At 62.9% G+C, this 14,890-nt stretch carries 11 protein-coding genes; 4 read left to right on the top strand and 7 right to left on the bottom strand.

What is annotated here, in order from left to right; all coding sequences use genetic code 11:
- Nucleotides 1-7 precede the first annotated feature (7 nt).
- On the bottom strand, nt 8-1,786 hold the full coding sequence (locus ACWGPT_RS07285; RefSeq protein ID WP_452604923.1) for an acetolactate synthase 3 large subunit: 1,779 nt from the start codon (nt 1,784-1,786) through the stop codon (nt 8-10).
- 348 nt (nt 1,787-2,134) lie between these two features.
- On the opposite strand from ACWGPT_RS07285, the gene ACWGPT_RS07290 reads away from it, so the two are divergent.
- The gene (locus tag ACWGPT_RS07290; protein ID WP_452604924.1) at nt 2,135-4,219 is read left to right on the top strand and encodes an ATP-binding protein; all 2,085 of its coding nucleotides are present in this window, start codon (nt 2,135-2,137) and stop codon (nt 4,217-4,219) included.
- Here ACWGPT_RS07290 and miaA read toward each other — a convergent pair.
- Nucleotides 4,201-5,118 (bottom strand): tRNA (adenosine(37)-N6)-dimethylallyltransferase MiaA, encoded by a 918-nt coding sequence (gene miaA / locus ACWGPT_RS07295; protein ID WP_452604925.1) that lies wholly within the window; start codon nt 5,116-5,118, stop codon nt 4,201-4,203. The two genes, ACWGPT_RS07290 and miaA, sit on opposite strands and share 19 nt — an antisense overlap.
- Between miaA and serB the strand changes: the two genes are divergently transcribed.
- Both serB and ACWGPT_RS07305 read left to right on the top strand, forming a co-directional pair.
- Nucleotides 5,119-6,009 (top strand): phosphoserine phosphatase SerB, encoded by an 891-nt coding sequence (gene serB, locus ACWGPT_RS07300; RefSeq protein ID WP_452604926.1) that lies wholly within the window; start codon nt 5,119-5,121, stop codon nt 6,007-6,009.
- 17 nt (nt 6,010-6,026) lie between these two features.
- On the top strand, nt 6,027-6,581 hold the full coding sequence (locus ACWGPT_RS07305) for a GNAT family N-acetyltransferase (RefSeq protein ID WP_452604951.1): 555 nt from the start codon (nt 6,027-6,029) through the stop codon (nt 6,579-6,581).
- On the opposite strand, the gene ACWGPT_RS07310 is transcribed toward ACWGPT_RS07305, so the two are convergent.
- From ACWGPT_RS07310 to ACWGPT_RS07330, 5 genes are all read right to left on the bottom strand, one after another.
- A complete protein-coding gene (locus ACWGPT_RS07310) occupies nt 6,582-8,270 on the bottom strand; it encodes a Do family serine endopeptidase (protein ID WP_452604927.1) in 1,689 nt (562 codons plus the stop codon).
- Between the two features lie 174 nt (nt 8,271-8,444).
- Nucleotides 8,445-9,431, bottom strand: coding sequence for a protease modulator HflC (gene hflC, locus ACWGPT_RS07315; RefSeq protein WP_452604928.1), 987 nt, complete (start codon nt 9,429-9,431; stop codon nt 8,445-8,447).
- A complete protein-coding gene (gene hflK / locus ACWGPT_RS07320) occupies nt 9,428-10,522 on the bottom strand; it encodes an FtsH protease activity modulator HflK (protein WP_452604929.1) in 1,095 nt (364 codons plus the stop codon). Before hflK ends, hflC begins: the two co-directional genes overlap by 4 nt.
- Before the next feature lie 131 nt (nt 10,523-10,653).
- Complete coding sequence (locus tag ACWGPT_RS07325; protein ID WP_452604930.1) at nt 10,654-11,181, bottom strand: dihydrofolate reductase; 528 nt, start codon at nt 11,179-11,181, stop codon at nt 10,654-10,656.
- The gene (locus tag ACWGPT_RS07330; RefSeq protein ID WP_452604931.1) at nt 11,178-11,972 is read right to left on the bottom strand and encodes a thymidylate synthase; all 795 of its coding nucleotides are present in this window, start codon (nt 11,970-11,972) and stop codon (nt 11,178-11,180) included. Before ACWGPT_RS07330 ends, ACWGPT_RS07325 begins: the two co-directional genes overlap by 4 nt.
- Nucleotides 11,973-13,397: 1,425 nt before the next feature.
- Between ACWGPT_RS07330 and ACWGPT_RS07335 the strand changes: the two genes are divergently transcribed.
- The coding region (locus ACWGPT_RS07335) for a hypothetical protein (RefSeq protein WP_452604932.1) at nt 13,398-14,890 on the top strand (1,493 nt) is incomplete at its 3' end.

Here is a 14,890-nt window from a genome sequence, read left to right on the forward strand (position 1 = left end):
GAGCAACTCAAACGAGCTGCCGGCCCTTGGCATCGATGGCGGTGGCGACGGCCTCGTCTGTCGCCTCGTCGGGAAGCAGCATCTCGTTATGCGCCTTCCCGGACGGGATCATCGGGAAGCAGTTGGCGAGATTGGCGACGCGGCAGTCGAAGATCACCGGCTTCTTCACCGCGATCATCTCCTCTATCTTACCGTCCAGTTCCTTCGGATCGTCGCAATACATGCCGACCGCGCCATAGGCCTCGGCCAGCTTCACGAAGTCCGGCATCGCTTCCGTATAGGAGTTCGACAGCCGGTTGCCATGCAGGAGCTGCTGCCACTGGCGGACCATGCCCATGTACTGGTTGTTGAGGATGAAGATCTTGACCGGCAGATTGTACTGGATGGCGCAGGACATTTCCTGGATGCACATCTGGATCGACGCGTCGCCGGCAATGTCGATGACCAGCGCGTCCGGATGCGCGACCTGGACGCCGATCGCCGCCGGCAGGCCGTAGCCCATCGTCCCCAGTCCGCCAGAGGTCATCCACCGGTTGGGCTCCTCGAAGCCGAAGAACTGCGCCGCCCACATCTGGTGCTGGCCGACCTCCGTCGTGACGAAGGTCTTGCGGCCCTTCGACTGTTCGTAGAGCCGTTCGATCGCGTATTGCGGCATGATCACGTCGTTGGAGGGCTTGTAGGCGAAGGACTTGCGGGCCCGCCAGCGCTGGATGCTCTCCCGCCACTCCTGCGTCTGGCTCTTCTCGGGCTTCTTCGGCAAGGCCCGCCACAGCCGGACGATGTCCTCCAGCACCGTCGCGACATCGCCGAGGATCGGGATATCGACGCGGACGTTCTTGTTGATCGACGAGGGATCGATATCGATGTGGATCTTCCGCGAGTTCGGCGAGAAGGCGTTGATCCGCCCGGTAATGCGGTCGTCGAAGCGCGCGCCGATACAGACCATGACGTCGCAGTCATGCATCGCCATGTTCGCCTCGTAGGAGCCGTGCATGCCGAGCATGCCGAGCCAGTTCTTGCCGGAAGCAGGATAGGCGCCGAGCCCCATCAGGGTCGAGGTGATCGGAAAATCGGTCAGTTCGACCAGTTCGCGCAGCAGCCGCGACGCTTCCGGGCCGGAATTGACCACGCCGCCGCCCGTATAGAGGACGGGCCGCTTCGCGGTCGCCATGAGTTCGACCGCCGCCTGGATCGCCTTCATGTCCCCCTGCAGCTTCGGGGCATAGCTCTTGTTGACGGGCGCCTGGCCGGGAGGCGTATAGGTGCCGGTGGCGAACTGGATGTCCTTCGGAACGTCGACGACGACCGGGCCCGGACGGCCGGTCTGGGCGATGCGGAACGCCTCGTGGATGATGCCGGCCAGTTCATTGACGTCCTTGACCAGCCAGTTGTGCTTCGTGCAGGGGCGCGTGATGCCGACGGTGTCACACTCCTGGAAGGCGTCCGAACCTATGAGCGTCGTCGGGACCTGTCCGGAAATGCAGACCAGCGGGACGGAATCCATCAGCGCGTCCTGCAGCGGCGTCACGGCATTGGTGGCGCCCGGACCGGAGGTGACGAGCATGACGCCGACCTTGCCGGTGGAGCGGGCATAGCCTTCGGCGGCATGGCCTGCGCCCTGTTCGTGGCGGACGAGGATGTGCTGGATGTCGTCCTGCTGGAAGATCTCGTCGTAGATCGGCAGGACCGCGCCGCCCGGATAGCCGAAGATGTGCTCTACACCGTTGTCCTTCAGCGCCCTCAGAACGATCTCCGCCCCGGTCATCTGGTTGTTGCTGTCCGTCATTGTCTGATCCATCCGCTGCTTGTCTGCTGTTCCGTGGTCGAGGCATAAAAAAAGGCCCCTTGAGGAGCCTGTCTTTCCGCGCATGGGTGGCTAACGCCGGATGGTTACACCATCCTGCCCATGCGCGTTCCCACCACGATAAGTGCCGTCGAAATCTTCATGGGCGCAAGTGTTAGACAGATTATTGCCCTGCGTCAACGCGATACGGTGAAAAATTACGCGACTCCCGCAGGGCGGATACTCGCCCCAACCCCCTACACCACTTGTTAAATCGCCCCGGTTATACTGGGGCCGGTGTGCAGCCATGGGGGCATTCGACCGCTCCCGTTTGACGACAGGGGCTTCGTTTTGCGGAATAACGACTTGCACCGTTCCATCTCGGCTGGCGAACAGGATCGGCGCGACATCAGCCTCGCCGGCAACCGCATGCTGGGTCGCGTCGTCGCCTGCAACGGCTCACGAGCGACAATCGCCGCCGTGGCGGAACAGGGCGAGACCGCCCTGACCGAGCTCTGGTCCGTCGGACGCCTCATCTCCATCGACGTCGGCGACAACCGGGTCGTGGCCCTCGCCTACGCGATGAGCACCGACGAGAAGAGCTGGGGCGAGCACGACGACAACAGCTTCCAGATCGAGGCAGAGCTTCTCGGAGAGGTCCGGGTCGGGTCTGACGGCAGCGAGGAGTTTTCAGGCGGCATCTCGCGCTATCCCTATCTCGGCGCGATCGCCCATCGCATCCGCTCCGCCGACCTGCTGCGCATCTACGACGCCGGCATGAACGACAGCTGCGTCATCGGCAAGCTGACCCAGGACGAGAGCATCGATGCGGCGATCCACATACCGTCCATGCTGTCGAAGCATTTTGCCATCGTCGGCTCCACCGGCGTCGGCAAGTCCACGGCCGTTTCGCTCCTCCTCCATAAGGCAATCGAGACCGACCCCAAGCTGCGGATCCTGATTCTTGATCCGCACAACGAGTTCGCGGCGGCGTTTCCCGGCCACGCGGTCGTCATCGATCCGGAAACGCTCGACCTGCCGTTCTGGCTGATGAAGCTCGAGGAATTTGCCGAGGTGCTTTACCGCGGCCGCCACCCGGTCGCCGAGGAACTGGACATCCTGCGCGACGTCATCCCGGAAGCGAAGCGCGCCTTCCGCGGCGGCGATACCGGCCTGATGCGCCGCACCACCGAGAAAAGCTCGATCACCGCGGACACGCCCGTACCCTATCGCATGGCCGACCTGCTGGCGCTGATCGACGAACGCATCGGCCGCCTGGAAGGCCGCGGCGAGAAGCCCATCCTGCGCCATCTCAAGATGCGCATCATGTCGGCGATCAACGATCCCCGCTATCACTTCATGTTCTCCAACAACACGATCCAGGACACGATCATGGAGACGATCGCCCACATCTTCCGGATTCCGGGGGGTGACAGGCCGATCTGCACGTTCCAGCTCGCGGGCATTCCCTCCGAAGTGGTCAACTCGATCGCCTCGATCTTGTGCCGCATGGCCTTCGAACTGGCGCTCTGGAGCAATGGCGCGATTCACATGCTGGTGGTCTGCGAGGAAGCGCACCGCTATGTCCCGGCCGATCCCGAGCGGGGCTTCTTCCCGACCCGCCAGGCGATTGCCCGGATCGCCAAGGAAGGCCGCAAGTACGGCGTATCGCTCGGCGTCATCACCCAGCGCCCGGGGGAACTCGATCAGACCATCCTGTCCCAGTGCTCTACCCTTTTCGCGATGCGTCTAGCGAACGATCGCGACCAGGAGATCATCCGCTCCGCCATCCCGAACTCCTCCATCTCGACGCTGAGCTTCCTCTCCTCGCTCGGCAATGGCGAGGCGATCGCGTTCGGCGAGGCGATCGCCGTACCGATGCGCCTGCAGTTCGCCCGCGTCGAAAGAAAATACCTGCCGAAGGCGAACGGCGTTGCCGAAAAGACCACCGAGGAAACCCCCGATACCGTCGACCTGCGGAGCGTCGTCGCCAGGATGCGTTCGGTAACCGCACCCGAACTGGGGCCCTACCGGCCGGCCTCCGATCGAGGTGAGGATGCGATGCTGCAAGGCGCCGACGAAGCCTATGATCGCGAAACCGGTCAGGATGCCCACCGGTATCCGGGCCACGATCCGGCCATGGGCGAGATGGAACTGGACCGCTGGGCGCGCAGCGTCGCGGCACCCGCTGAGGCGAACATGCCGTCGCCGGAGCACGAGGTCAGGGCGCAGCCCTATCACCCCGACATGCTGCCCGGCGCCGGCCGTCCGATCGCCACGCCGGCTCCGCAGACGCCCTCCTGGCCTTCCCATCGTCCGGCCACGACCGACGGCGAGCCCGGCCTGCGGTCCTCCCAGCTTCCTCGCCGCGAAGGTTCGCTGCGGGAAACCCTCCTCAAGAGGCCGCTCGGCGGCCCCTATGACAGCAGGGACTGAGGCTCGGAGGGATCGATCCTCCTCCAGCTCTCGTCCATCTGGTTGCGGAACCACGTCATCTGCCGTTTGGCATACTGGCGCGTAAGCGCCGAGCCGCGTTCGATCACCGCCTCGGGCGTCATCCGTTCGTCGAGCATCGCGGCGATCTGCGCGACGCCGATCGCCTTCATGGCCGGCACGTCCGCGGCGGGATGAAGCGCAAGCAGGGCCCTCACCTCCTCCACCGCGCCATCATCCAGCATGTGCTCGAAGCGCCGGTTGATCCGCGCATGCAGGGTCGCACGGTCGGGAAGCGCGACGATCTTCAGCGCCCTTTCCGGATCGACGACGACGGGCCCGGGCTTTCCCTGGAAGTCGAGGATGGAGCGGCCGGTCTCCTGCAGCACCTCGAGCGCGCGCACGATCCGCTGCCCGTCAGTCCGTTCGAGTGTGTCCGCCGCAGCGCGGTCGAGCCTGGCGAGTTCCGCGTGAAGCCGCTCCGCCCCCTCCTCCTTCAGCCTCCGGCGCAGCCCGGAGCGGATCTCCTCCTGGATTGCAGGCATGTCGGACAGGCCGCCCGTCAGCGCCTTGAAGTAGAGGCCGGTACCGCCCACGAAGATCGGCATCCGGCCGTCCTCGCGCAGTTGCGGCAGAAGCGCCGCCGCGTCGCGCAGCCATTCGCCCGTCGAGTGGGAGCGCGTGGCCGGGACATATCCGTAGAGGCGGTGCGGAATGCCGGCCATTTCCTCTTCGGAGGGGCGCGCGGTCAGCACGCGCAGCGTGTCGTAGACCTGCATGCTGTCGGCATTGACGACCACGCCTCCCGTTTCCGCCGCAAGGCGCAGCGCAAGCGCCGACTTGCCGCTCGCGGTCGGCCCCGTTATCAGGATGGCGTCGTAATTTCTTGCAAGGTCCTTCATATGGCTTCCGTTGCCACGCTCATTGCCCATCCGTCAAATCCCGTCCTGTCTTCCTCCCTCGGCGAGACGGCGGCAGGGGCCGTGAACGCCGCCGGGCTGTACTGGCTGGCGGACGGAATCGCCTGCGATATCGCACTGCGCGACGGCGCCGACCTTCCGGCCGCCGAGGCAGGCCTTCGTGAGACGATCGACGGACTGCCGGTCGACCTGGTGATCCAGCCGGCGGAGACGCGGCGCAAGAAATTCCTGATCGCGGACATGGATTCCACCATGATCGGCCAGGAATGCATCGACGAACTCGCCGATGTCGTCGGCCTCAAGGACAAGGTCGCGGCAATCACCGCCCGCGCCATGAACGGCGAGATTGCCTTCGAACCTGCCCTTCGCGAGCGGGTCGCCCTCCTCAAGGGCCTGCCCCTCTCGGTCGTGGATGACGTGATCGCCAGGCGCATCACGCTGACCTCCGGAGGACCGGAACTCATCGCCACCATGAAAGCGAACGGCTTCCATACAGCCCTGGTCTCGGGCGGATTTACCGTCTTCACCAACCCGATCGCTGACCGTCTCGGCTTCCACGAGAACCGCGCCAACCTGCTTCTGGCGGAAGACGGCATCCTCACCGGCAAGGTGGCCGAGCCCATTCTCGGCAAGCAGGCCAAAGTCGACGCCGTCGTCGAGATTTCCGCCCGCCTCGGGATCTCCACCGACGACGTCATCGCCGTTGGCGACGGGGCGAACGACCTCGGCATGCTGAAACTGGCGGGCTCGGGCGTGGCGCTCCATGCCAAGCCGAGCGTGGCCGCCGAAGCCGGGATGCGCATCGACCACGGCGACCTGACCGCCCTCCTCTATATCCAGGGTTATCGCAAATCGGACTTCGCCACCCCATGACCCTGGTCGAACCGCCGCTGGTCATCCTGGAAACGCCGCGCCTTCGGGTCCGCAGCTGGGTCGAGGGCGACCGCGACCTGTTCCGCGAAATCAACGCCGACTCGAAGGTGATGGAGTTCTTCCCCTTCCGCCGCAGCCACGCCGAATCGGACGCGCTTCTCGACAAGCTCAACGGTTTGATCCGCGATACCGGCCTCGGGTTCTATGCGCTGGAACTGAAGGCCTCCGGCGAGCCCGCCGGCTTTTGCGGCCTCTCCCACCCCAACATGCCCGGCATCTTCCCGGAAGAGACGGTGGAGATCGGCTGGCGGCTTGCGACCCGATTCTGGGGCAACGGCTACGTGACGGAAGCCGCGGGCGCGCTCCTCGATTTCGCGTTCCGGGAGAAGGAGATCCCGGCCGTGGTCGCCTTCGCCGTGGAAAGCAACCACCGGTCCACGGCGGTGATGAGGCGGATCGGGATGCGCCCGTGGCCGCAGATGGATTTCGACCATCCCCGCGTGCCGGATACGCATCCCCACCTCAAGCGGCATGTCGTCTATGCGGCCGCGGCCGAGACCTACGGGCGCTGACTATTCCAGCGGCACCGCCACGAAGCGCAGCGCGCCGGTCGGGTCGGCGATCATCAGGTGGACGTTGCGCCGCCCTTCCGCCTTCAGCGCATCGATCCTCTCCCTGACCGCGGTCGGGTTGTCGACGAAATCCTGCGCCACCTCGACGATCACGTCCCCGGGCTTGAGGCCCTTCCCGGCCGCAGCCGATCCGCCCTCGACCTCCGTGATCACGACGCCCTCGATGCTGTCGTCGATGCTGAATTCAGCGCGCCGCTCGTCGTCGAGGGGCGCAATGGTCATGCCGAGCGCGATCGCAGGGCCGCTCTGGACCTCTCCGTTCTGCTCCTCGCCCTGGTCGCCGTCGGGCATCGGTTCCTGCCCCTCGGGCGCGGCGCCCTCCTCGACCTGTTCGTCGGCAGGGCTGTCCTCGAGCCTGCCGAGCGTCACCTGGACGGTCTGTTCCTTGCCGTCGCGCAGGACCGTCACGTCGACGGCCTTGCCGACGGGACTTTCCGCCACCGCGCGCGGTAGGTCGCGCATCTCCCGGACCGGCACTCCGTCGAAGGCGAGGATGACATCGCCAGCGCGGATCTCGCCGTTATCGACCGGGCCGCCCGCGACCACGCCCGAAACCAGCGCGCCGCGGGCGCTGTCCAGTCCGAGGCTTTCGGCGATCTCGTCGGTGACCGGCTGGATACGCACGCCGAGCCAGCCGCGCCGCGTCTCGCCGAACTCGATCAGCTGGTTGACGATGTTCTGGGCAAGCTCCGTCGGAACGGCGAAGCCGATGCCGATCGAGCCTCCGGACGGCGAGATGATCGCCGTATTGATCCCGATGACCTCGCCCTTCATGTTGAAGAGCGGCCCGCCGGAATTGCCCTTGTTGATCGCCGCGTCGGTCTGGATGAAATTGTCATAGGGGCCGGCGTTAATGTTGCGGCCCCGCGCCGAGATGATCCCCACGGTGACCGAGCCGCCGAGCCCGAACGGATTGCCGATGGCCATCACCCAGTCGCCGATGCGCATCTGTCGCGAATCGCCGAAGCGGACCGCCTTGAGCGGCGCCGGCGGGTCCACCTTCAGCACGGAAAGATCGGTCTTGGGATCGGTCCCGACCAGCGTCGCCTTCAGCTTCCTGCCGTCGGGAAACACGACCTCGATGTCGTCGGCATCCTCGATCACGTGGTTGTTGGTGACCACGAAGCCGGAAGGGTCGATGACGAAGCCGGAGCCGAGGGAATTGACCTTCTGGCTTCCGCCCTGGCTCCCGTCACCGTCGAAGAACTCGTCAAAGAATTCCTCGAAGGGCGAGCCGTCGGGCGTCTGCGGCGTCTGGGGGCCTGCGCCCTCGCCGCCGACGCTTTGCGAGGTGGAAATGTTCACCACGGCGTCGAGCAACCCCTCGGCGAGGTCGGCGACCGAGGCCGGGCCGGTGCCGATCGCGGGGCCCGTCGACGGCGCGGCGGTCACGGTCGGGGCCGCGGTCGGTGGTGCCGGGAGCATGGCGTCCGGTCCAAGCTGATCGCCCCCGGCCTGCGGCGCTTCCTCTACCGTCGGCGGAGCGGCCTGCGATGGCGTCTCCATGTCGGGAGAGACCGGCGGATCGGCCGGCGGGTTGCCTGTCTGCGCCTGCGCTCCCGCCGCCATGGCGACAATCGCAATCGCTGCCACGGAGCGTTTCAACGACAATAGAACCGATTGAGCCATCGGGCCCCCCTTGTATCGAATGTCATGGCTCAGGCTCCCGCCCGGACCGTCCCGCTGACTTTCGCCGCAAGATAGGGCGGATTGAAGACCGAGCAAATCGCCTTTTTTCGTCAGGCACTAAGCCCGATTGACGACGTCCGAGACGAAAAGAGGCGGCCGGAGCCGCCTCTTCGTTCAACCGCCGTTCGCGGGTGCCGCATTGGCACCTGGAGCGGCACCGGGAGCGGCCCCTGGAGTGGCAGGGGGTGCTGCCGATGCCGGGGCCTGGGCCCCGTCTGCTTCCGGCCGGGAGTTGTTGAGGTACTTGAAGAACTCCGAATTCGGCGACAGGACCATGGTCGTGCCCTGGTCGGCGATGGAGGCGACATAGGCCCGCATCGACCGGTAGAAATCGAAGAAGCCCGGGTCGCGCCCGAAGGCTTCGCCGAAGATCTTCGTGCGCTCGGCATCGCCTTCGCCTCGGATGATTTCGGCGTCGCGCTGGGCGGCGGAGACGATCTCCACCACCTGGCGGTCGGCGATCGCCCGGCGGGTCTGGCCCTGCTCGTTACCGCGTGCACGGATCAGTTCGGCTTCGGCAAGACGCTCGGCCTTCATGCGCTCGAAGGTCTGTTGCGAGACTTCCTGCGTAAGGTCGGTGCGGCGGATACGGACGTCGCGGACCGCAAGGCCCAGCGATTCGGCCGCGTCGCGCAGCTGTGCATTGACCTCCTGCATCATCTGCGAACGTTCGTCCGACAGGGCCGCATCGAAGTTGCGCAGACCGTAGACCCGGCGAAGTGCCGCGTCGAGACGCGTGCGAAGACGGGCTTCCGCAGCTTCCCGGTCGCCGGATACCGTCTCGCGGAACCGGCGCGGATCGCTGATCTGGTAGACCACGAACGCGTCGACCTCGTAGAAGGCACCGCCGCGGACCTGGACGCGGATGTCGTCGAGATCGAAGCGGAGCGCCCGGTCCTCGACATACTGGACGCGATCGGCATCCATGAACCCGAAGGGCAGCTTGAAGTAGAGGCCCGGCTCGGTCTTGACGTCCTGGATCTCACCGAAGCGGACGACGATCGCCTGCTCCCGCTCGTTCACCACGAAGACGGAGGAGTAGATGAGGAAGAGGACGATCGCGAGACCGACCAGGATAGCTGGGAGACGATTGGAGTTCATCGGTTGCCCCCCTGCTGGTTGCCGCGCATCAGTTCGTTGAGGGGCAGGTAGGGAACCACATCCTGCCCTTCATCCATGATGATCTTGTTGGAGTTCTTCAGGACCGTCTCCATGGTCTCGAGGAAGATGCGCTGGCGGGTCACTTCGGGCGCCGTGGCATATTCGTCATAGATCGAGACGAAGCGCTGGGCCTCACCCTGTGCCTCGTTGACGACGCGATCCTTGTAGGCTGCCGCCTCTTCGCGGATCTGCGCTGCCTGGCCTCGGGCCTGGCCGAGCTTCTGGTTGGCGTACTGGTTGGCTTCTTCGACGAAGCGGTCCTCGTCCTGCTCGGCGCGCTGCACTTCTTCGAAGGCGTCCGCAACCTCGCGCGGCGGAGCCGCATCCTCGATCGGCACGGCATTGATGGAAATGCCGGAGCCGTAGGTGTCCATCGTGCCCTGGATGATCGACCGAACCTCGGTGGAGATGTCCTCACGATTGTCGCGGAAGATGTCCTGCGCCGGACGACGGCCGACCACTTCGCGCATGGCGCTCTCGGCCACCTGCTGCAGGGTCGCCGAAGGGCTTTCCAGGTTGAACAGATAGGCCTTGGGATCGCTAACGGTGTAGAGCACCGAGAACTGCACGTTGACGATGTTCTGGTCGCCGGAGAGCATCAGGCCGGCAGACGACTGGGCGCTGCCTGCAGCGCCGATATTCTGCTGCTGCTCGGTGACCTTGACGATCTCGACCGTCTCGAAGGGCCAGAAATGGAAATGCAGGCCGGGCATGGAGATTTCTTCCTTCGGCTTGCCGAAGCGAAGTTCCACGCCGCGCTCGTCCGGCTGAACCGTGTAGACGGACTGGATCGCCAGGAATGCGATGATGGCGAGGATGACGATGACCGCCGCACCGCCGTTGAAACCGCCGGGAAGAACTCCCCGCAGCCGATCCTGACTTTTCCGGATCAGGTCCTCCAGGTCGGGCGGGCCGCCGCTTCCGCCGCCGCCCCGCGGACGGTTCGAACCACCGCCGCCCCATGGGCCTTGATTATTTCCGCCGCCGCCGCCCCATGGGCCGCCGCCGCCATTCTGATTGCTCCAGGGCATTAAAACCTCTTCTATAGCCGCTTCCACACACGCGGAAGCGGAGCTCCCTCGTCCAGTCCCCGTTATAGGGAGGCCTGGCGGCGCTTTCAACGATGGCTCAGTCACTTCGGGGTAATTGGTAACGAAATGTTTCAGTTTGCCGCGGCGCGGCGGCGATAGACAGTAAAACGCGTCGGAAAATCGTCCTTCTCGCCCGCGGGAACGAGGGTTTCCTCGACCTTTTCGAAGACGGCGGGATCGATGGCCGGGAAGAACGTGTCACCGTCCGCGATGGTCGTCTCTATATGCGTGACGTAGAGCACGTCGGCACGGTCCATGACCTGCCGGTAGATCTCGCCGCCGCCGATCACGCAGACTTCCCCGGCACCCGTGTCGGAGGCAATCTTCTGCGCGACCTGGATCGCCTCGTCCAGCGACCTGGCCGTCCGGACGCCTTCGACCTCCAGCCCGCCATTGCGGGTCACGACGATGTGCGGGCGGCCCGGCAGGGGCTTGCCTCCGAAGGATTCCAGCGTCTTGCGTCCAAGCACCATCGGCTTGCCCATGGTCAGCGCCTTGAACCGCCTGAGGTCGGTCGAGAGCCTCCACGGCATGCCGCCGGCCCGGCCGATGACGCCATTCTGGGCAACGGCGACGACGATGGAGACGGGAACGGTCATACCGCGATCGGCGCCTTGATGCTCGGATCGGCCACGTAGTTCTCCAACGTGAAGTCCTCGTAGCGGAAGGCGAAGAGATCGGTCACGGCCGGGTTGATGCGCATGGCCGGCAGGGCCTTCGGGCTTCGCGTCAGTTGCAGCTTCGCCTGCTCGAAATGGTCCGCATAGAGATGCGCGTCACCCATCGTGTGGACGAAATCGCCGGGCTTCAGCCCAGTCACCTGCGCCATCATCATGGTCAGCAGCGCGTAGGAGGCGATGTTGAAGGGAACGCCGAGGAAGATGTCAGCGGAGCGCTGATAGAGCTGGCAGGAAAGCCGCCCGTCGGCGACGTAGAACTGGAACAGGCAATGACAGGGCGGCAGCGCCATCTCGTCCACCAGCGCCGGGTTCCAGGCCGAAACGATGTGGCGGCGCGAATTGGGATTGGTCCTGATCGATTCGATGACGTTGGCGATCTGGTCGATATGCCGGCCGTCAGGCGCCGGCCAGGAGCGCCACTGCGCCCCGTAGACCGGGCCGAGATCGCCGTTCTCGTCCGCCCACTCGTCCCAGATGCTGACGCCGTTTTCCTTCAGGTAGGCGATATTGGTATCGCCGCGCAGGAACCAGAGCAGTTCGTGGATGATCGACCGAAGGTGCAGCTTCTTCGTCGTCAGGACGGGAAACCCCTCCTCGAGGTCGAAGCGCATCTGGTAGCCGAAGACCGAGCGCGTCCCCGTGCCGGTCCGGTCGCCGCGGTCGGTGCCGTTGTCGAGCACGTGCTGGAGGAGGTCGAGATACTGCTTCATGGTCTCTCTGCGAGTCGGATTGCGGATCGCCATCGTACAGTCCGCTTCGTCGCGAACCAAGCACCGGCGGGCCTTCGCTCGGGTCTATCCCCGGAAGTTGACGTCTTCAACTCAAGTCGGCGGCCGCGAACCGCCCTAATCTGGTCCCGCCCCCTTTTCAGCGCGCCCTCAAGCGCCTATATCTCCCTTGCCGGGCTTCGGTCCGGCTATGGCGATAAACGGTCGATGGAATAAGCCTATTGGACCCGGGGGCGTTATATGAGAGACGCCCAGAACTTAGTCGACATAATCGATGAGGTTCCGTGATCAGGCTGAAGCTGCGCGTTCCCATATAACGCTGTAGCTGCTTCAGCCTGATGGTTCACTGGTATTTCGGATCTGGCCTCGCGATTAGGCTGAAGCTGCGCGTCCCATATAACGCTGTAGCTGCTTCAGCCTGATGGTTCACTGGCATCTCGGGTCTGGCCTACCAAATTGCGCTGGTACCACAGTCCAGCGCTCCCCAGCCATGTCCAGAGGGGGTACCTAAGGACACTCTCCTCCATTGCAGCCGTAGTGAGGAGATGAACTCTGTTCGATCACGCCGCAGGTTCGTGATTTGCCCATACCCAGCAGCGCTAAGATCGTTGAGCCGATCAGCACGCTCCGACTGCAGGCCTCCGCAGTTCTTCAGAGCAAGATATTTCCAGAAATAGGGCTTCAGAGAAACATCCTCGCAACCGTCATGAGCCTCACAAGCCCCGCCTATACTCCGCACGCACTATGTCATAAAGCATCAAATAACGATTAGCCTGATTCAGAAAAAAAACATCACGAAGCATTGCTTGCCGTCATCACCAAAGCACTCGATTCTCAAGTAATGCTTAGACTTTGGCAAATAAAAAGTGGTCCTTGTTTGGATTTCTCCTGTATAAAGGCAGAAGGTTTCGCGCAATTTATTCCACATTAAAATAGCTTTGGTAAGTTTGAAGAGCATAAATCGACAGCGAGCGCCAAGTAGACGTTGCGGGACTCGAGTATGAAATGATTTTTCTTATTTTCTGATGCTCCGTTTTTATTGCTGCCCTACGGTTTACCTTCTGGCGATTTCTTGAAATTATTGCCTCCGGACAACCGGAGAGGCGCAGCATTGAGAAAGATCTCCCGCTAAGGGACGCCGCATTAGATGTCGCCACGCGACCACAAGAGGTAACCTGGCGCATGGGACAGAGATCCTGTTCGTCATTGTAGATAACAAATTGTATCTAGATGTACCGGATTGCTGTTCGCAGGTGCGACCCCTTTATGGTGTTCGCTCCCAACGCTGGAGCCAGGGATGGATCACCCTTACACCGAACAGCCCTCCCCTCCCCTCGACAAGCTACATAATTTCCAGCTGCCTGACGTCAGTTGAGGTTTCTTCTACCCACGCACCGGGGGCACGTCATGGCTAGCATTAATTGGGTTCACCCCGCTTGTCGATCGCCATTCCTGAAAAAAATCCGACACATTCCATATCTTCTTGGTGATGATGGTGAGTACCTCGACGGGCCGAACCTGTACCTTCAGGAACGCTGTAGCGGCCGTCTCCGCCTCAAGAGAGGGAATGAAAACCAAGTTGCTACCTTCTATCTCAGCAGCAACTCGATCACCGCGATAGCGTATCGGATGGCGAACTTCATGACGTGGCTCGAGACGGTCGCCTGCCATCCAACCGAGGGCCGCGTACATTGGACACAGGTAGCCGAATGGCACATCAAAGATCTGTACCGAGATCAGATGATTCTGGGATACTGGACTCAGGAATACTGGGCTACAGGCAAATTGTTTAGCTTGAATTTTTCGAGCACTATCCGGCCGCGTCTAGTGGAGGCGATGGCTTGCTGTACGTGGATGTGCGAGCAAGGGCTCATTTGCTGGCCGAAGCCGGAGCCTTCTATAGATGAGTGTCATCATGCATATCTTGATGCTAAGAACGCCCTAGAACAGGCACTACCAGCTCACCCACATGATACTCCGGAGGAGACGGAGGATCTACGGTACCCTCGCCGCCAGGACCCTTCAAATTGGGCACCTCTGACGCCGGTGGAGCTAAGCGCTATATTAAGACATATGCCGGATACGGCTAGAAAGCTCGCGGCTAAAACTTATCTTGCGTCTGGGATGCGTCTCGACGAATTGCTCAGCAACATGCTGGTGCCGGGGACAGTCCACTTGAGGTCCGAGGATGAGCAGAAGCTCGCGAGACCCCGGTTCCCCCGTAAGCCTTACGTTTTGCGTTACGACCCCAAGGACGATTCGATGATCGGAGTGCTGCCTGACGAAGAGGCGGCCTTCTCCCCAGATCAGATGCTTCCGTACCGGATCATGGGGAAAGGCAAGAAGATACGTCGCGTTTATCTCCCCAGTTGGCTGTGCAGGGATCTGTGGCGATACTACGTGACGGAGCGACCGAGGGTGAAAACCTCTAGCCAATCGCACATGCTGCTAAATAGCCGCGGCGATAGACTGAGGAGTTGGAGCGTTAGCCATTCGACTGCAAAGTCCAGAAAAGCAGCTGAGACGGAACTCGGATCTAAGATCGCAATCACTACACACGTCCTAAGGCATACTTACGCCTGCCTATTTCTCGAGTCATTCATCTCGAGCCGAGCAAAGGAGGACGGCTTAGATCAAGCAAACCTGTCTCAACACCTCATTGAGAGATACGGTGCGGAAGCTACAGTGATACTTCAGGAGTTACTTGGCCACGCCCTGATTAAAGATACAAACCGATACCTCAGGCAGCTGAGTATGGGAAGAGTCGGGTTGCGGTATCTGCATCTATTTCACTCTGAGCTCAAGTGTCAATCGGCGCGGAATATTGACCCCTTATCGGCGTCCAATATTGACCCCTCCTACAGACGATCAGCGCTTGGCCTGCCCGGCGCTGGCCGGGG

Source organism: Pseudorhizobium sp. NPDC055634 (genome assembly GCF_053618655.1).